At 71.9% G+C, this 15,812-nt stretch carries 20 protein-coding genes, 1 tRNA gene and 1 riboswitch; of the genes, 13 read left to right on the top strand and 8 right to left on the bottom strand.

Annotated elements, in window-relative coordinates; genetic code table 11:
* The first annotated feature begins 22 nt into the window (after window positions 1–22).
* From ACFVU2_RS08150 to ACFVU2_RS08170, 5 genes are all read left to right on the top strand, one after another.
* Window positions 23–328 carry a DUF6412 domain-containing protein gene (locus ACFVU2_RS08150; protein ID WP_387872837.1) on the top strand — a complete coding sequence of 102 codons (306 nt, stop codon included), beginning with the start codon at window positions 23–25 and terminating at the stop codon, window positions 326–328.
* Window positions 329–401: 73 nt separating this feature from the next.
* Complete coding sequence (locus ACFVU2_RS08155) at window positions 402–1,175, top strand: YidC/Oxa1 family membrane protein insertase (RefSeq protein WP_387872839.1); 774 nt, start codon at window positions 402–404, stop codon at window positions 1,173–1,175.
* Window positions 1,176–1,221: 46 nt separating this feature from the next.
* Window positions 1,222–1,548, top strand: a complete 327-nt coding sequence (locus ACFVU2_RS08160) for a hypothetical protein (protein ID WP_387872840.1) — start codon at window positions 1,222–1,224, stop codon at window positions 1,546–1,548.
* Window position 1,549: 1 nt separating this feature from the next.
* Window positions 1,550–2,086 (top strand): DUF1697 domain-containing protein, encoded by a 537-nt coding sequence (locus ACFVU2_RS08165; RefSeq protein WP_387872842.1) that lies wholly within the window; start codon window positions 1,550–1,552, stop codon window positions 2,084–2,086.
* A 49-nt stretch (window positions 2,087–2,135) separates the two neighbouring features.
* Complete coding sequence (locus tag ACFVU2_RS08170) at window positions 2,136–2,795, top strand: hypothetical protein (protein ID WP_387872843.1); 660 nt, start codon at window positions 2,136–2,138, stop codon at window positions 2,793–2,795.
* 29 nt (window positions 2,796–2,824) lie between these two features.
* On the opposite strand, the gene ACFVU2_RS08175 is transcribed toward ACFVU2_RS08170, so the two are convergent.
* Complete coding sequence (locus ACFVU2_RS08175; RefSeq protein ID WP_387872845.1) at window positions 2,825–3,829, bottom strand: aldo/keto reductase family protein; 1,005 nt, start codon at window positions 3,827–3,829, stop codon at window positions 2,825–2,827.
* A gap of 86 nt (window positions 3,830–3,915) precedes the next feature.
* Between ACFVU2_RS08175 and ACFVU2_RS08180 the strand changes: the two genes are divergently transcribed.
* The gene (locus ACFVU2_RS08180) at window positions 3,916–5,160 is read left to right on the top strand and encodes a DNA polymerase IV (protein WP_387874392.1); all 1,245 of its coding nucleotides are present in this window, start codon (window positions 3,916–3,918) and stop codon (window positions 5,158–5,160) included.
* A 30-nt stretch (window positions 5,161–5,190) separates the two neighbouring features.
* On the opposite strand, the gene ACFVU2_RS08185 is transcribed toward ACFVU2_RS08180, so the two are convergent.
* Window positions 5,191–6,108 carry an endonuclease/exonuclease/phosphatase family protein gene (locus ACFVU2_RS08185; protein ID WP_387872847.1) on the bottom strand — a complete coding sequence of 306 codons (918 nt, stop codon included), beginning with the start codon at window positions 6,106–6,108 and terminating at the stop codon, window positions 5,191–5,193.
* A 105-nt stretch (window positions 6,109–6,213) separates the two neighbouring features.
* Here ACFVU2_RS08185 and ACFVU2_RS08190 point away from each other — a divergent pair, with 105 nt between their 5' ends.
* From ACFVU2_RS08190 to ACFVU2_RS08215, 6 genes are all read left to right on the top strand, one after another.
* Entirely contained in the window at window positions 6,214–6,543 is a 330-nt protein-coding gene (locus ACFVU2_RS08190) for a GerW family sporulation protein (RefSeq protein ID WP_387872849.1), read from the top strand.
* Window positions 6,544–6,557: 14 nt separating this feature from the next.
* Window positions 6,558–6,668: riboswitch (TPP riboswitch) on the top strand.
* Window positions 6,669–6,704: 36 nt separating this feature from the next.
* The gene (locus ACFVU2_RS08195) at window positions 6,705–7,325 is read left to right on the top strand and encodes an ECF transporter S component (RefSeq protein WP_387872851.1); all 621 of its coding nucleotides are present in this window, start codon (window positions 6,705–6,707) and stop codon (window positions 7,323–7,325) included.
* Window positions 7,326–7,342: 17 nt separating this feature from the next.
* Window positions 7,343–8,866 carry an ABC transporter ATP-binding protein gene (locus ACFVU2_RS08200; protein WP_387872853.1) on the top strand — a complete coding sequence of 508 codons (1,524 nt, stop codon included), beginning with the start codon at window positions 7,343–7,345 and terminating at the stop codon, window positions 8,864–8,866.
* Window positions 8,863–9,642, top strand: coding sequence for an energy-coupling factor transporter transmembrane component T family protein (locus tag ACFVU2_RS08205; protein WP_387872855.1), 780 nt, complete (start codon window positions 8,863–8,865; stop codon window positions 9,640–9,642). The genes ACFVU2_RS08200 and ACFVU2_RS08205 overlap by 4 nt, the downstream gene beginning before the upstream one ends.
* On the top strand, window positions 9,626–10,231 hold the full coding sequence (locus ACFVU2_RS08210) for an ATP-binding protein (protein WP_387872857.1): 606 nt from the start codon (window positions 9,626–9,628) through the stop codon (window positions 10,229–10,231). Before ACFVU2_RS08205 ends, ACFVU2_RS08210 begins: the two co-directional genes overlap by 17 nt.
* Window positions 10,232–10,240: 9 nt before the next feature.
* On the top strand, window positions 10,241–10,507 hold the full coding sequence (locus tag ACFVU2_RS08215) for a hypothetical protein (protein ID WP_387872858.1): 267 nt from the start codon (window positions 10,241–10,243) through the stop codon (window positions 10,505–10,507).
* 48 nt (window positions 10,508–10,555) lie between these two features.
* On the opposite strand, the gene ACFVU2_RS08220 is transcribed toward ACFVU2_RS08215, so the two are convergent.
* The 4 genes from ACFVU2_RS08220 to ACFVU2_RS08235 form a co-directional block, all read right to left on the bottom strand.
* Window positions 10,556–10,909 (bottom strand): metallopeptidase family protein, encoded by a 354-nt coding sequence (locus ACFVU2_RS08220; protein WP_387872860.1) that lies wholly within the window; start codon window positions 10,907–10,909, stop codon window positions 10,556–10,558.
* A 2-nt stretch (window positions 10,910–10,911) separates the two neighbouring features.
* Window positions 10,912–11,982, bottom strand: a complete 1,071-nt coding sequence (locus ACFVU2_RS08225; protein WP_387872862.1) for a hypothetical protein — start codon at window positions 11,980–11,982, stop codon at window positions 10,912–10,914.
* A 45-nt stretch (window positions 11,983–12,027) separates the two neighbouring features.
* On the bottom strand, window positions 12,028–12,798 hold the full coding sequence (locus tag ACFVU2_RS08230; protein ID WP_387872864.1) for a hypothetical protein: 771 nt from the start codon (window positions 12,796–12,798) through the stop codon (window positions 12,028–12,030).
* A 318-nt stretch (window positions 12,799–13,116) separates the two neighbouring features.
* The gene (locus ACFVU2_RS08235; protein ID WP_387872866.1) at window positions 13,117–14,379 is read right to left on the bottom strand and encodes an MFS transporter; all 1,263 of its coding nucleotides are present in this window, start codon (window positions 14,377–14,379) and stop codon (window positions 13,117–13,119) included.
* 73 nt (window positions 14,380–14,452) lie between these two features.
* Here ACFVU2_RS08235 and ACFVU2_RS08240 point away from each other — a divergent pair, with 73 nt between their 5' ends.
* Entirely contained in the window at window positions 14,453–14,995 is a 543-nt protein-coding gene (locus ACFVU2_RS08240; protein WP_387872867.1) for an ArsR/SmtB family transcription factor, read from the top strand.
* A 63-nt stretch (window positions 14,996–15,058) separates the two neighbouring features.
* On the opposite strand, the gene ACFVU2_RS08245 is transcribed toward ACFVU2_RS08240, so the two are convergent.
* Window positions 15,059–15,131, bottom strand: a tRNA-His gene (locus ACFVU2_RS08245).
* A 49-nt stretch (window positions 15,132–15,180) separates the two neighbouring features.
* Complete coding sequence (gene orn / locus ACFVU2_RS08250; RefSeq protein ID WP_387872868.1) at window positions 15,181–15,804, bottom strand: oligoribonuclease; 624 nt, start codon at window positions 15,802–15,804, stop codon at window positions 15,181–15,183.
* Window positions 15,805–15,812: the final 8 nt, after the last annotated feature.

Genomic DNA, 15,812 nt, shown 5'->3' on the forward strand with positions numbered 1-15,812 from the left:
ATTCTTTGTTACCGTCGGCAGCATGTCCGCCGTCCTGGAGCTCCTCGCGCACCTCGTCGCGTCCGCTCTGGGCACCGCGTGGACCGCGGGCGGTCCGGCGAGCGTGCTGACCGCCGCCGGTCTGGCGGGTGCGTTCGGCCTGGTGGCCGTCCTCGCGGCAGCCACCCTGCGGTCGGTCGCCGCTCAGGCGGCCTCGCTGAACGGGCGCCCCGTGTGGTCGCCGCCGGCGGCGCCGGAAGTCGACGGGCGTGTCGCCACGCCGTCCCACCCCGACACCGACGGACGCCCGCGTCCGCGCGCGCCGGGATCCTCCCTGCCGGCCGTGTAGCGCACGGGGCGTGTCGCCCCTGCCCGCGGCCAGACGACTCCTCGTCCGTCCGACAGCAGGGAAAAAACACACCATGGACCTCTTCTCCTGGCCGCCGATCGCGGCCATCCTGGACGCGGCCTACCGCCTCGTCACCGGCCTCTCCGCCGCGGTCGAGCCGGTCGCCGGCACCGCGGCCGGCATCGTCGCGATCATCGTGCTCACGATGCTCGTGCGCGCCCTCCTCCTCCCCGTGGGCATCAGCCAGGTGCGCGCCGAGTACACGCGTCGTCGCCTGGCTCCACAGCTGGCCGAGCTGCAGAAGAAGCACGGCAAGAACCGCGAACGGCTCACCGAGGCGACGATGGAGCTCTATCGCCGCGAGCGCACGTCGCCGTTCGCCGGGATGCTGCCGCTGCTCGCGCAGATCCCGGTCATCTCGCTCGTGTACGCCGTCTTCACGCACCCGGTGATCGCGGGGCATGCGAACGACCTCCTCGGCGAGCGTGCCTTCGGCGCGCCGCTCGGCACGAGCTTCGTCGGGCTGACCGGCGCGGGGCCCGTCTGGCCGGCGATCGCCGTCTACCTGGCGGTGCTCGCGCTGATCGCGGTCGTCACGACGGTGTCGCGCCGGGTGCTCGCGCTCCCGCAGCCGGAGGGCGGCACGGCGCCGGCGGGCATGCTTCGCGCCCTGTCGTTCCTGCCGTACGTGACCGTGGTCTTCGCGGCGTTCGTGCCGCTCGCGGCCGCCGTGTACATCCTGACCTCGACGGCCTGGACCGTCGCAGAACGGTGGACGTTGCGCCGCCTGCTCGATCCCGCGCGAAAGGGACCGGAGGGCCGGCCGACGCCGTCGACGTCGCACTGAGCGCGTTCCCGGCGGCCGCGGGGCGTCTCGATGGGATGCTTGTCGTATGTGGAGACGCAAGGACAAGCCCGATCACGACGACCCGCGGGGGACCGCCGTGGCCTCCGGCACCGGTGCGCTCGGCGTCGGCGTGCAGGTGTACGTGCGCGAGAGCGACCCGCCGGCCGGGGACGACTGGGTCGGGGAGCCGACGGGCGTGATCGTCGCGCCGGGGGAGCGCAGCCTGCGCAGCGTCTCGCTCCCCTCCGACCGCCTGACCACGTGGGTCGTCGCGTTCGTCGAGCCGCGGTACCGCCGCGACGGCCGCGGACCGGCCGAGACGGCGACCGTCCCCGCCTCACGCCTGGTCGCCGCCGAACCCGTGGCGGACTGACATGCTCGGTGTGGGGCTGGTGCGCGGGATCAACGTGGGGGCGTCGACGCGCGTCGCGAAAGGCGACCTCGCGGGCGCGTTCGAGGATGCCGGGCTTCAGGAGCCGGTGACATTGCTGCAGAGCGGGAACGTGGTGTTCGCTGCCGAGCACCCGCCGACCGCCGCGACCGCGGCGTCCGTGGAGTCCGCCCTCGAGTCGCGCTCGGGCGTGGCGGCGCGGGTCCTCCTCCTCACCGAGGAGCGGTTCCGTGCCGTCGCGGCGGCGAATCCGCTGGTGGAGGTCGCCGACGACGATTCGCGGCTCGTGGTGACCTTCCTCGATCACGACCTGCCGGACGGGCTGGAGCTGCCGGCCGAGGAGCGCACCGCGCCGGAGGTGATCCGGGCCGGCGACCGGGCGCTCTACCAGTGGTGCCCGCTCGGCGTGTCGAAGTCGGTCGTGCCCGCCGCGTTCTGGCGCGAGGTGGGCGCGGTGGCGACGGCACGCAACCAGCGCACGGTCGCACGGCTGCTCGCCGAACTCGACCGGCGCAGCTGAGACGCGGACACCCCTGTTCCGGTGCGCCGGGCACTCCTACAATTGCGGCATGTTCGTCGAGGGCACGCTTCGATGGCAGGTCACCGAGGACTGTCCCTGGGACCTGCTGCTGGCCCTCGCCGTGCGCGATCTCGCCGGCCTGGGGGCGGCCGGGGAGCCGTCCCTGCCGCGGCTCACCCCGGCGCCCGCACCGGTGATCCGGGCGAACACGGGGGCGCATCCCGTGCTGCCCGCGCCGACCGCGCACCACCGGCGTCCTGCCGCCGAGACCGGTGAGCCCGGAACGCTGGCCGAGCAGTGGCGCGCGTGGTTCGACGTGGCGGTCGACCGGGAGCGCCGGCCGCCCGGGGGAATGGTGCACCCTCCCCATTTCGCCGTGTTCGACCGCGCGATCGAGCTGCAGGATGTCGTGATCGACCACTACGACGAGGCCGCGGCATGGGCGCACCAGCGGCACGCCGAATACGTGCAGGCGAGCCTGCTGAACCATGCGCGACGCGCAGCCGACATCGTCGACGTGGTTCGTGAGCGGGAGCACGAGCTGCGTCGTCAGGCGGGGTACTTCCGGCTCGACATCGATGTGCTGCCGCTGTCGATCCCGGGCGCGTGGATCGTGGGGCCGCACACCGTGGTCATCAGCGCCAGCCTGCGCGACGACTCCCCGGCGTTCCGCGACTGGTTCCGGCCCCTAGTGTCCGCTCTCGTCTGAAGCGGGGCGCCAGGGGCCGGGTCGGCCGGTCAGGCCGGGCGCTTCGCCGGCGAGATCGTCTGGGCCGGGTCGGTCTCGGCGACGTCTCCCACGGCCTCGTCGATGCGGGCCAGCACGTCGCCGGAGAGGCGGATGCCCGCAGCCGCGGCGTTGGAGGCGACCTGCTCAGGGCGCGACGCGCCGACGATCGCACCGGCGACGTTCGGGTTCTGCAGCACCCAGGCGACAGCGAGTTGCGCCATCGTGATGCCCAGCTCGTCGGCGATCGGGCGCAGGCCCTGGACGGCGGTCAGCACGTCGTCGCGCAGGAAGCCCTTGATCGCGTTCGCACCGCCCTTCTCGTCGGCGGCGCGGCTGCCGTCCGGCGCCTGCTCGCCGGGCAGGTACTTGCCGGTGAGCACACCCTGGGCGACGGGCGACCAGACGATCTGCGAGATCCCGAGCTCGGCCGACGCGGGCACGACCTCCTTCTCGATCACGCGCCACAGCATCGAGTACTGGGGCTGGTTCGAGATGAGCTGGAAACCGAGCTCCTTCGACAGGGCGTGGCCGGCGCGCAGCTGCTCGGCGTTCCACTCGCTGACGCCGATGTAGAGCGCCTTGCCGGCGCGGACGACGTCGGCGAACGCCTGCATCGTCTCCTCGAGGGGCGTCTCGTAGTCGTAGCGGTGCGCCTGGTAGAGGTCGACGTAGTCGGTGCCGAGCCGCTCGAGGGAGCCGTCGATCGACTCGAAGATGTGCTTGCGCGAGAGGCCGACGTCGTTGTGCCCCTTCGGACCGGTTGGCCAGTAGACCTTCGTGAAGATCTCGAGCGACGCGCGGCGCTCGCCTGCGAGCGCGTCGCCGAGCACCTTCTCGGCGGCGGTGTTGGCGTACGCGTCCGCCGTGTCGAACGTGGTGATGCCGGCGTCGAGCGCGGCTCGCACGCTGCGGGCGGCGATGTCGTTCTCGACCTGGGAGCCGTGGGTCAGCCAGTTGCCGTAGATGATCTCCGAGATCTTGAGCCCGGAGTTGCCGAGGTATCTGAATTCCATGCCGATCACGCTACCCGTCGCGGACGCTGTCAGGGGACGGTGGCATGCTGGTCCCTGTGGGACGTGCGGACGGCAGCGATCGGCGGGTGACGACCGCGGACGTCGACGACTCCGCGGCCACCGTGCTGCACGTCGACATGGATGCCTTCTTCGCCTCCGTCGAGCTGCTCGACCGCCCCGACGCCCGCGGCAAGCCCGCGATCGTCGGCCACGCGGGAGGCCGCGGCGTCGTGACCAGCGCGACGTACGAGGCGCGCCGGTTCGGCGTCCGCAGCGCGATGCCGATGTCGCAGGCGCTGCGGCTGTGCCCGACCGCGATCATCCTGCCGCCGCACTACGAGAAGTACACGGAGTACTCGGCCCGGGTCATGGAGATCTTCCACGAGGTCACGCCGCTCGTGGAGCCGCTCAGCATCGACGAGGCCTTCCTCGACGTCGCCGGGGCGCGACGACTGCTCGGGTCGCCGCGGCGGATCGCCGAGCTCATCCGGGCGCGCGTCGCGGAGGAGACCGGGCTCACCTGCTCCGTCGGGGTCGCGGGCACCAAGTTCATGGCGAAGCTCGCCTCCGGGCGCGCGAAGCCCGACGGACTGCTCGTCATCCCTCCCGCCGACACACTCGCCTACCTGCGCCCGCTGCCCGTCGGAGCGCTGTGGGGAGTCGGCGCGAGCACGCAGGCGTCGCTGGAACGGATGGGCATGCGCACCGTCGCCGACCTGGCCGACGCCCCGATCGCCGTGCTCCAGCGCGCGGTCGGCGATGCCGGCGCGCGACGCCTCCACGACCTCGCGAACGGCCGGGACGCCCGCCGTGTCGTCACGGAGTCGCGCGAGAAGAGCGTCGGGCACGAGAACACCTTCGGCGTCGACGTCGACGACCTCGACACCCTCCGTCGCGAGCTCCTCCGGCTGTCCGGACGGGTGGGTGAGCGGCTGCGCAAGCACGGGCTGGAGGGGCGCACGGTCGCGATCAAGGTGCGCTTCTCCGACTTCCGCACCATCACCCGGTCGCGCACGCTCGCCGAGCCCACGAACGTCGGCCGACGCCTGTTCGAAGAGGCCTGGCAGATCTTCGAGGCGCTCGACCTCGACGTGCGAACCACGCCCATCCGGCTCATCGGCGTGCGGGCCGAGCAGCTGCTCGACGCGGGCGGCGACGCCCTCGCCCTCTGGGACCCGGACGAGGAGTGGCGTGAGACCGAGCGCGCGCTCGACGCGGTGAGCGCACGCTTCGGCCGGGGGACGATCGGTCCCGCATCCCTGGTCCGCCGGTCGAAAGACGCCGACGACGAGTCCAAGGACGGCCGCAACCCGCGCTGGGTCACCGACTGAGCATCCGGGCTCGGCACCGGGAGTCCGGGGTCAGCGCAGTCCGACCGCGATTCCGCGGTGGTCGCTCCCGTTGGCGGGGAGGACCGTGCTGCTGACGGTCGAGAGGCCGCGGACCAGCGCGTGGTCGAGGCGCGCGGCGGGGAACGCGGACGGCCAGGTGAAGCCCAGGCCGAGCTCGCTGTCGGGCTTCTCGCCCAGCTCGGCGAAGAGCGGCGCGAGCGTGCGGTCGGTCGTCGCGGTGTTGAAGTCGCCGACCACCAGGAGCCGCGACGAGTCGTCCTCCGCGACGGTGTCGGTCAGCTCGCGCAGCATCTCGTCGCGGGTCGCGCTCTCGCCCGGCCGCACCGACGCGAGGTGCACGGCGTAGACGCGGGTGGTGCCCCCGGGGGTGTCGACGTCCACGCTGAGCGCGCGCTCCCAGCCCAGGCCGAGATCGAGGCGCTGCTCGTCGTGGAGGGGGTGGGTGCTCCAGAGACCGACCGTCCCGACGATCGCGTGGTACGGGTAGTCGGTATCGAGCACGCCGGAGACGGCGTCGCGGTTCGTCGCGTCGAGCTCCTGCAGGGCGATGAGATCGGGATCGCGGCCGGCGAGGTCTCGTGCGATCTCGGCCGCCTTCGGGTTCGCGGCGTGAAGGTTCTCGCTCACGACGGTGAAGTCGGGCGCGCCGACGGAGGCCGCGGGCAGCAGCGCGGTGCCGAACAGCGACCACCACACGGCCGCGGCGGCGGCCACTCCGAGCCCGGCGAACAGCGAGAGCCGGAACAGGGCCGAGAGGCCGAGCACGGCGATCAGTGCGGCCGCCCAGGGCAGGAACGACTCGACGAGGGAGGCGGCGCCGCCGACGTCCGGCAGCATCCCGTGCCAGAGCAGTAGGGCTGCGACCGCGAGTGCGGCGATCCCGGTGAGGATGCCGCGGGGACGGCGGCGGGATCGGCTCGGTGACACCCGATCGATTATTCCGGCCCTGTCGCTGAGAACCCGCCGCGAACGCCGGGAGGAGCCTGGCAACCGCCCTGGTCATGCTGGGAGCGCGGCGGGTACGGTGAAGGCATGACCAACATCTCGCTCAAGCTCGCCGAGACCATCAGTTCGTCCGGCATCAAATCCGTCTACGGCGAGCCGGTCGTCATCGACGGCACGACGATCGTCCCCGTGGCCGCTGTGCAGTTCGGCTTCGGCGCCGGCACGGGCTCCGACAGCGAGGACGGCCCCGGCGGCGCCGGCGGCGGCGGCGTCTCCATCCCGTTCGGCGCCTACGTGAGCGACGCGGCCGGCGTGCGCTTCCGGCCGAACCTCATCACCCTGCTCGCCGTCGCCATCCCGTTCGTGTGGGTGGCCGGCCACGCGTGGTCGCGTGTCATCCGCGCGCTGAAGAAGTGATCTCGCACTAGACTGATCGCGAACACGGGAGTCCGGTGAGCCGGGCTGAGAGGAAGCTTCTCCAAGCTTCGACCGTCGAACCTGATCTGGATCATGCCAGCGCAGGGAGGCCATCTCACAATCCCGTGCCCTCTTTTCCACTACGCGAAAGGGCACGAACAGTGCACGCAACCATCACCTCGTCCGAGACGCGCCAGGCGCGCGTCCTCCGCTGGCGCGTCGTCGACATCGTCGTCGCCAGCGTCGTCGCAGTCGCCGCCGGCGTCGTCTTCTGGGTCTGGGGACAGGTCCAGAACCCGATCTCCGGCCCGGTGAGCGCTGTGCTCCCCGGCTTCCAGGGGCTGCTGAACGGCCCCTGGCTGTTCGCGGGCGTCCTCACCGCGCTGATCATCCGCAAGCCGGGAGCCGCGCTCTACGGCGAGCTGGTGGCGGCGATCGTCTCCGCCCTGATCGGGACGCAGTGGGGCTTCGCCACGCTGCTCTCGGGTGTCGTGCAGGGCCTCGGCGCCGAGATCGTCTTCGCGATCTTCCTCTACGCGAACTGGAAGATCGTGCCGGCCATCCTCGCCGGAGCGGGTGCCGGCCTCGCAGAGTCGATCCTCGATCTCCTCTACTGGTACCCCGGAGCGAAGCCGGAGTTCGCCGCCGTCTACACGATCACGACGACCGTCTCGGGCGCACTGGTGGCCGGGCTGCTCTCGTGGCTGCTGGTGCGCGCCATCGCGAAGACGGGTGCGTTGAGCCGGTTCGCGGCCGGGCGCGAGGCGACGGGACGGGTCTGACCATCGCTCACGATCCCGTGACCCAGGGACCGCCGGTCCCGGCCGCCGTTCGGGTCGGCGGCTGGGGCTGGCGCTATTCCGGCCGGGCGGCGTGGGCCGTGCGCGACCTCACCCTGAGCATCGAGCCGGGGGAGCGCGTGCTCCTCCTCGGCGCCTCGGGTGCGGGCAAGAGCACGGTGCTCGCCGGCCTGGCCGGCGTGCTCGGCGGGGACGACGACGGCGAGACGGAGGGGGACCTCGCGGTCGGCGGTCGTGCGCCGGCCGCAGCGCGCGGTAGCGCAGGGCTCCTGCTGCAGGACCCGGACGCACAGGTCATCCTCGCGCGTGTGGGCGACGACGTCGCGTTCGCCTGCGAGAACCTCGGCGTCCCGCGCGACGAGATCTGGCCGCGGGTGCGCGCCGCGCTCGACGCGGTCGGGCTCGCCGTGCCGCTCGAGCATCCCACCGCCCACCTCTCCGGCGGCCAGAAGCAGAGGCTCGCCCTGGCCGGTCTGCTCGCGATGAGGCCCGGCCTGCTGCTCCTGGACGAACCGACGGCGAACCTCGACCCGGAGGGTGTGCTCGAGGTGCGGGACGCGGTCGCCGCCGCCGTGGAGGCGACCGGCGCGACCCTGATCGTCGTCGAGCATCGCGTCGCCGTCTGGCGCGACCTCGTCGACCGGGTGATCGTGCTCGCGGCGGACGGCGGTGTGCTCGCGGACGGGCATCCCGACAGGGTGCTCGCCGATGCGTCGAGCGCCCTCCGCCGGGCCGGCGTGTGGCTGCCCGAGTCACTGGCGCCGGGGGAGACGGTTCCGGAGGCGGAGCCCGTCGCGCGCGGCGCGGGCCTGCTCACCGCTCACGACCTCGCATTCGGCCGCGGGCCGGCCGTCGCGCGTCGCCGCCGGGCCGGACGTCGCGCGCCCACCGGCACCGCCCTCCCCGGAACCGTCTCGCTCGAGCTCGCCGAAGGATCCGCGCTCGCCCTGCTGGGTCGCAACGGCGTCGGCAAGTCCACGCTCGCCCTCACCCTGGGCGGACTCCTCCCCGCCCTCGGCGGAACGCTCCGCGCCGAGCCGGAGCTCGCGGGCGCCGCGGGACCGTCGCCGCAATCGTGGCGGTCGCGCGAGCTCCTCACCCGCATCGGGAGCGTGTTCCAGAACCCGGAGCACCAGCTCGTGGCATCGACCGTGCGCGACGAGCTCGCGACCGGGCCGCGGGCGCTCGGTCTCGGCGCGCCGGAGATCGCCGAGCGCGTCGACGACCTCCTGGAGCGGCTCGCCCTCACCACCGTCGCCGAGGCCAACCCGTTCACCCTCTCCGGCGGTCAGAAGCGGCGGCTGTCGGTCGGGACCGCCCTCGCGACCCGGCCCCGGCTCCTGGTCTTGGACGAGCCGACGTTCGGCCAGGATGCGAACACCTGGCGCGGCCTGGTGCGCACCATCGCCGAACTGCGTGCTGCGGGTCACGCGATCGTCACGGCGACGCACGACGCCGAGTTCGTGACCGCGATCGGCGCGACGCGGCTCGAGCTGGGCGCGGCGCGGGAGGTCGCCGCATGACCATGCTCGAACCCGTCCGCACCGGCCCGCTGGCGACCCTCAACCCGGTCGCCAAGCTCGGCGCCGCGCTCATCGTCACGGTCGTGCTGCTGGTCTCGATCGACCCGGTGTCCGCCGCGGTCGCGCTCGTCCTCGAGCTCGTCCTCGTCGCCTTCGCCGGCATCCCGCTACGGCTGCTCGCCCTCCGCACCGCGCCGATCTGGATCGCGGCACCGCTGGCCGGGCTCACGACGGCGCTCTACGGTCGTGCCTCGGGCGTCGTGTACGTCCAGTGGTGGGCGGTGGAGGTGAGCGACGGATCGCTGCAACTGGGCCTGGCGACGATGCTGCGCATCCTGGCCATCGGCCTGCCCGCGGTGCTGCTGTTCATCACCATCGACCCGACCGATCTGGCCGACGGGCTCGCGCAGCTGCTCCGCCTGCCGGCGCGCTTCGTGCTGGGCGGTCTCGCCGGGTTGCGACTGGTCGGGCTCTTCGCCGAGGACTGGCGGGCGCTCACGCTCGCACGCCGGGCACGGGGCGTCGCCGAGACCGGGGCGCTGCGCCGGATGCTCGGCCAGTCGTTCTCGTTGTTCGTCCTGTCCATCCGACGCGGCAGCAAGCTCGCCACGGCCATGGAGGCCCGCGGGTTCGGATCGTCGGCTCCGCGCACCTGGGCGCGCCCGTCGGTCTTCCGCGGCCGGGACTGGGCGGCATTGGCCGTCGCGGCGCTGGTCGCCGGGCTCGCGGCCGCGGTCGCAGTGGCAGTGGGGAGCTGGAATGTCCTGGGCCGCTGAGCGGACGCGGCTCGACGCCGTGGTCCGCGAGGCCGTGGCCGGAGCGCGCGACCACGCGCCGGTCGTGCTCATCGACGGCCCGAGCGGAGCGGGCAAGAGCTCGCTCGCGGACGACCTCCTGCGCGAGTGGCCGGCGGCGGGCTCCCCGCGGCTGGTGCGGATGGACGACCTGTACCCGGGCTGGGATGGCCTGGACGACGGGAGCGCGGCCCTCGGCCGCGACCTCCTGGAGCCGCTCAGGAACGCGGGCGCGGGCCGGTGGCGACGGTGGGACTGGGCCGGCGAACGGCCGGCCGACTGGGTCGAGGTGCGGGGGAGCGACCCGGTGATCGTCGAAGGCTGCGGCACCCTGGCCCGCGGGAACGTCGCCGCCGCGGACCTGGCTCTCTGGCTCGACGCGGACGACACCCTGCGCAAGAGGCGGGCGCTCGACCGCGACGGGGAGACGTTCGCGCAGCACTGGGACCGCTGGCAGGCGGAGTTCGAGTCGTACCTCGCCCGCGAACGCCCGAGGGAGTCGGCCTCCCTCGTGCTGGATGTCACCGACTGGCCGCTGGGCGCGGCCCGCGTGCCGGGCGCAGAGGACTAACGTGGCCTCATGAGCGATTCACAGGCCCACGATCCCGAGTACATCGTCGAATACGCCGACGGCCCGCTGGTCGGCACGGCTGAGCGCCGCTACCTCGTCGGCGGCAAGGTCGACCAGCGCATCGGCGCGGTGGCGGCCGTCGAAGGCCTCGAGTCCCTGTTCTGGTACGTGGCCGGCGCCGAGCGCGAGGTCAACGGCGAAAAGTACGTGAGCTACCACTTCGACGCTCCGGACAGCGACCCGGTCGAGGCGGAGAAGGACGAGGAGTCCCTCTAGGCGCTCCGTATCGGCGGACGCCTCGAGAGGTGCGGTCGGCTCGGTCGGCTACGCCCAGCCGAGTTCGTGCAGGCGCTCGTCGTCGATGCCGTAGTAGTGCGCGATCTCGTGCACGAGCGTGATGTGGATCTCGTCGCGCAGCTCGTCGACGGTCTCGCAGATCGCGAGGAGAGGCTCCCGGTACAGGATGACCCGGTCGGGCATCTCGCCGAACCCGTACGAGTCGCGCTCGGTGAGGGCGACGCCGTCGTAGAGGCCGAGGAGATCGAGTGAGCCGTCCTCGGGGCGGTCCTCGACGACGAACACCACGTTGTCGAGGCCGTCGATCATCTCGTCGGGCAGTTCGTCCAGCTCGTCCGTGACGAGGGCCTCGAAGGCCTCCTCGTCCAGTTCGAGGGGCACGGTCACCACGCGCCCGCGACGGCGGCGTGCAGGTCCAGCAGACCGGCGGTGCGCTCGCTCGGCCCGCGCCCGAAGCCGCACTCGGTCGCGATGCCGAAGCGCGTCACGGCGGTGGCGGCGGCCGCGACCCGTCGTGCGGCACCCTCGACTCCGTCCTGGTGGTGGAGCAGCCCGAGGTACAGCTCGGTCTGCGACGGCAGGTCGACCTCCGCGAGCGGAGCGAAGTATTCCGGGTCCTCGCGCTCGATCGGCACCGGAAGGTGGACGAACGCGATCGGCCGACCGGCCCGTTCCAGGATGCCGCGGGTGACGGCCGCCAGCCAGCCGGCGTCGGCGGGCTGCACGAAGTGGGACTCCTCCACGTCTCCGTAGCAGAGGTGGTAGCCCACCTCGACGTCCGACGGGACGGCCTGGGCCTGGCGCACCGCGCGGGCGACGACCCCGTCGAGCACGTCGTCGAACCACGGCTCGATGCGGCCCTCCAGCAGGGCGAACTCCACCGCGGTGTCCCACTGGATCGCCAAACGCTCGTGCGGGATGCCATCGACGATGCGTGCCAGCTCACCGAGCAGGGCGCGCTCGTAGGCCGGCTCGAAAGCGGCGCGGTCCTGAGGGACGACGAAGGCCCCGGCGATGGCGGCCGGGGTGGGCAGCGAGACCTGGAACCGGGTGCCCGGCGCGAAGACGCCCTCGGCGGAGAGCCGTTCGAAGGTCGCGTACGACGCCAGTGCGGCCTCCGCGTACCCGAGGTCGGGGAAGGCGAGGTCATCGGCGCTCGTACCCGCGTCGAGCTGGAACGGGCGTGCGTCGAAGGTGTCGCGCAGATAGTAGGGCTCGACGGCGATGCGAGAGAGGCCGGTCATCGTGTCGAACCGGCCGGTCTGGAACTGGATCCAGTAGAACCGCTCGCCGACCTCGCCGTCCGGGATGCGCCGCATCCGGTCGCCGAGGCGTCCGCCGACCGTGCGGAGGACCGTCTCGGCATCGGGCAGGTTGACGCTGCCGACGAGATGAGCGCCGCGGACCTCCGCGGCGGCGGGGGCGGGGGACGAGGGAGGAGGGACGGTGCTCACCCGCGCGATTCTACCGGCGTCGCGCGGGCGAGCCCTGTGGGTCGCTCAGTACCAGTTGACGGACTGCGAGTGCGACCACGCGGAGCACGGAGTCCCGTACGAGCGCGAGATGTAGTCGAGGCCCCACTTGACCTGCGTGGTGGCGTTCGTGGCCCAGTCGGTGCCGAACGTCGCCATCTTGCTGCCAGGGAGGGCCTGCGGGATGCCGGTCGCGCCGCTGCCGCCGTTGGAGGCCTGATAGTTCCAGTTCGACTCCTTCTGCCACAGGTTGCTGAGGCACTGGAACTGGTCGTCGCCCCAGCCGTACTGCGAGGAGGCGATGGAGCGGGCGGCGGCCTTGGCGCCGTCGGGCGTGTTGGCGGCGGCGGCCGCGGCGGCGGCGGCTTCGGCGGCCACGCGGTCGGCTTCGGCTCCGGCTGCAGCGAGTGCAGTGGTGGCGGCGTTGGTGCTGTCGATGGTGGCGCGGAGCTTGCTGTCGTCGAGCTTCGTGTACGTGCCGAGACCGGCGATGGCGGTCTTGGCGGCCGACGCGTCGGTCTTGGTCTCGTTGGCGGCGACGGTGGCCTGCGCGGTGGTGAGCGTCTGCTTCGCCTCCGCCTCGAGGCGGTCGCGCACGATCTTGTCGTAGATCGAGAGCTGCTCGTGGTGCATCCCGGTGGACTCCGAGAGTTCGCGCGTTGCGCGCTCGCTCTGCTGCTGTGCGCTGAGAGCGGGGCCGATGAGGCTCGCCGACATGAGGACGGCGGCGGCGCCGGTGACGATGCGCCCGAAGGGGACGCCGGTGTTCTTGATGGCAGTGCGAAGGGTGCTGAGCATACGCTTCCTGGGTCGGGCTTCCCCGCCTGGCGGACCGCCCGCGATTCGCGGGCGGTCATGGCCGTGCCGCGTGGGTGCGCGGACGGGCGGGCTGGCACCCGCGCCGGTACGCACGGAAGCACCCGATGGACCCGTGGTCCGGAAGGGCGCGGCGTGCGGCGCGGGGTGTGCAACGCGGTCAGTGGCGTCCCGGGTGATGACGGGGTGGGGGAGGGCGCACGCAGCGTGACACGGACGGCGTTCGATGCCGTCGACGGACTACGCTAAGCCGTCACTCTGGACGGTTCGGGTGCGATCCCTGGCAAAGTCGTGTACGCGTCACCTTTCGGCGGTCTCGGCAGCCGTGTCGGGGTCTGCCTCCAGCACGGCGCGCTCCGCCTCCTCCATGCGCTTGTCCGTAACCCAGATCATCCCTGTGAGGAGGCACAGGACGACGACGCCGGCGCCGATGAAGACGACGGGGATCCCGAACAGCTGGGCGACGATCCCGCCGGCCGCCGCCCCCAGCGGGATCGTTCCCCAGGCGAGCAGCCGGTATGCGCTGTTGAGCCGGCCGAGGAGGCGGTGCGGAGTCACCCGTTGCCGCAGGGAGACTGTGATCACGTTCCAGATCGCGACGGTGATGCCGCCGACGAAGAACGCGGCGCCGATGATCCACGGGCTGGTGGTGAACGCCGGAGTCGCGACCGTCAGCACCGATCCGGCGATCGTCAGGGTGAGTGCGCGGGCGCGCCCGAGCAGCCGCTCCGCGCCTTCGGCGAGGAAGGTGCCGAGCACGCTGCCGAGCGCGGATGCCGTCAACAGAGCTCCGTACGCCGGGTCGTCGAGCCCCATCGGCGAGGTCGGGCCGACGGCGTAGAGCACGAAGACGGTGAACATCGCGTTGCTCGCGAAGTTGAACCCGCCGACCATGAACGCGAGCACGCGCAGGAGGGTGCTGCTCCAGAGGAAGCGGAGCCCCTCGGCGATGTCCGCGCGGATCGTCGTCGTGCCCGAGTGTCCCGCGCGGAATCGTCCGCGGACGAGCAGGAGGAGCCCGACGGCGACGAGCCAGAGCGCCACCGGCGTGCCGAAGGCCAGCCCCACCCCGGCGGCGACGAGGAATCCGCCCAGCGGCGGACCGATGAACTGGTTGGCGGTGAGCTCCGCCGCATAGAGCCTGCCGTTCGCCCGCGAGAGCGCGTCGCGGCCCACCAGCTGGGGGAGGATCGATTGGGACGACGTGTCGTAGATCGTCTCCGCGGTCCCGACGAACACGGCGGCGATGTACAGCACCCAGATGGAGCCGAAGCCGGCGACGGCCGCGACCGTGAGCGCGGCGAGGAGTGCGGCGCGAGCGAGGTTGGCGCCGATCATCAGCCGGCGGCGGTCGAAGCGGTCGGCGAGCGCGCCGGCGGTGAGGGCGAAGAGCAGCCAGGGCAGCGAGAAGGCGAACGCGAGGCCGGCGATCAGCAGCGGGGAGTCGGTGTACCGCACGGCGATCAGCGGCAGGGCGACCTTCATCACGCCGTCGGCCAGGTTGGAGAAGCCGGCCGAGCTCCAGAGCGTCCAGAACGGAGCGCCGAGTCGTTTCGAGGTCACGACAGCAGCATCGCACACTGATTGAGAGAACTCAATCGATGCGAGACAACTCCATCGTCGCTACCATGGGCCCATGGAACGCGACCCGGGAATCGACCCCGATGCGAAGCGCAGGCCCGCCACGGTCAAGGAGATCAAGGCGATGTCGCATCCGCTGCGCGTGCGCATCCTCCGCCTGTGCGCCGATCGGGAACTGACGAACAAGCAGCTCGCCGATCGTCTCGACGTCGATCCCGGGACGGCGCTGTACCACGTGCGTCAGCTCGTCGAGGCGGGGTTCCTCGAGCCGGTCGCTGCGCGCACGGGGGAGAGCGGCGCCCTGGAGAAGCCGTACCGGTCGACGGGTCGCAGCTGGTGGCTCTCGGTGGGTCTCGACGCGTTCGATGCGGAGGAGGGGCTGGCGCCGCTCGACGCGTTCCAGCAGGAGCTCGCGGAGGCCGGCCCGCGGTCGGTGGCGACCTACGCCCGCTTCGCCCTCCATCTGTCGGAGGAGGATGTCGCCGAGCTCGATCGCCGTATCGTCGCCGTCATCGACCAGTTCGTCGAGACGGACGCCGAGCGCGTGCACCTGCCGCTGCACGGCGGCCTCTTCGTGCTGCACCGCTCCGCGGAGTAGTGGTCGGATCACGTACGGCAATTGCGAAACGCCCCGGTCGATATGACCGGGGCGCTTCTTCGGGGTGAGTAACGGGGCTTGAACCCGCGACCTCCTGGACCACAACCAGGCGCTCTACCAGCTGAGCTATACCCACCATGTCCTGCGACCGTTTCAGGTGACCCGGTCGAGGCAACTCATCGATTCTAGTACATCCGCGGGGCCCATTTTTCCACTACGGCCGCGGCGACCTCCTGAGTGTGCTCCGTGGTGGGTCCTGGCGCCTCGATGAACGCGGCCGCGCGGTAGTAGTCGAGCTCGCGGATCGACTCGAGGATGTCGGCCAGGGCGCGGTGTCCGCCGTTCTTCGCGGGGGCGTTGAAGTAGACGCGGGGGAACCAACGGCGGGCGAGCTCCTTGATCGAGGAGACGTCGACGCTGCGGTAGTGCAGGTGGTTGTCCAGGCGCGGCATGTACTTGGCGAGGAACATGCGGTCGGTGCCGATCGTGTTGCCGGCGAGCGGGGCGGTGCGCGCGTTCGGGGCGAATTTGAGCACGTACTCCAGCACCTCGTACTCGGCTTCGCCGAGGCTCTTGCCGTTCGGGATCTCTTCGATGAGGCCGGACGTCGTGTGCATGTCCCGCACGAAGTCGTTCATGTTCTCGAGGGCCGACGCGTCGGGCTTGATCACGATGCTGAGCCCGGGGTCGAGCACGTTCAGCTCGAAGTCGGTGATGACGACGGCGATCTCGACCAGCTCGTCGACCTCGAGGTCGAGCCCGGTCATCTCGCAGTCGATCCAGACCAGTCGATCCGAGGAGTTTGACATGCCTTCGA

The organism is Leifsonia sp. NPDC058194, from assembly GCF_042883605.1.
GTDB lineage: Bacteria > Actinomycetota > Actinomycetes > Actinomycetales > Microbacteriaceae > Leifsonia.

What these genes read in the sequence shown, in the direction of transcription:
- ACFVU2_RS08150 (WP_387872837.1), top strand. Translation starts at nt 23, where the DNA reads ATGTCCGCCGTCCTGGAGCTCCTCGCGCACCTCGTCGCGTCCGCTCTG.
- ACFVU2_RS08155 (WP_387872839.1), top strand. Translation starts at nt 402, where the DNA reads ATGGACCTCTTCTCCTGGCCGCCGATCGCGGCCATCCTGGACGCGGCC.
- ACFVU2_RS08160 (WP_387872840.1), top strand. Translation starts at nt 1,222, where the DNA reads ATGTGGAGACGCAAGGACAAGCCCGATCACGACGACCCGCGGGGGACC.
- ACFVU2_RS08165 (WP_387872842.1), top strand. Translation starts at nt 1,550, where the DNA reads ATGCTCGGTGTGGGGCTGGTGCGCGGGATCAACGTGGGGGCGTCGACG.
- ACFVU2_RS08170 (WP_387872843.1), top strand. Translation starts at nt 2,136, where the DNA reads ATGTTCGTCGAGGGCACGCTTCGATGGCAGGTCACCGAGGACTGTCCC.
- ACFVU2_RS08175 (WP_387872845.1), bottom strand. Translation starts at nt 3,829, where the DNA reads ATGGAATTCAGATACCTCGGCAACTCCGGGCTCAAGATCTCGGAGATC.
- ACFVU2_RS08190 (WP_387872849.1), top strand. Translation starts at nt 6,214, where the DNA reads ATGACCAACATCTCGCTCAAGCTCGCCGAGACCATCAGTTCGTCCGGC.
- ACFVU2_RS08205 (WP_387872855.1), top strand. Translation starts at nt 8,863, where the DNA reads ATGACCATGCTCGAACCCGTCCGCACCGGCCCGCTGGCGACCCTCAAC.
- ACFVU2_RS08210 (WP_387872857.1), top strand. Translation starts at nt 9,626, where the DNA reads ATGTCCTGGGCCGCTGAGCGGACGCGGCTCGACGCCGTGGTCCGCGAG.
- ACFVU2_RS08215 (WP_387872858.1), top strand. Translation starts at nt 10,241, where the DNA reads ATGAGCGATTCACAGGCCCACGATCCCGAGTACATCGTCGAATACGCC.
- ACFVU2_RS08230 (WP_387872864.1), bottom strand. Translation starts at nt 12,798, where the DNA reads ATGCTCAGCACCCTTCGCACTGCCATCAAGAACACCGGCGTCCCCTTC.
- ACFVU2_RS08240 (WP_387872867.1), top strand. Translation starts at nt 14,453, where the DNA reads ATGGAACGCGACCCGGGAATCGACCCCGATGCGAAGCGCAGGCCCGCC.
- orn (WP_387872868.1), bottom strand. Translation starts at nt 15,804, where the DNA reads ATGTCAAACTCCTCGGATCGACTGGTCTGGATCGACTGCGAGATGACC.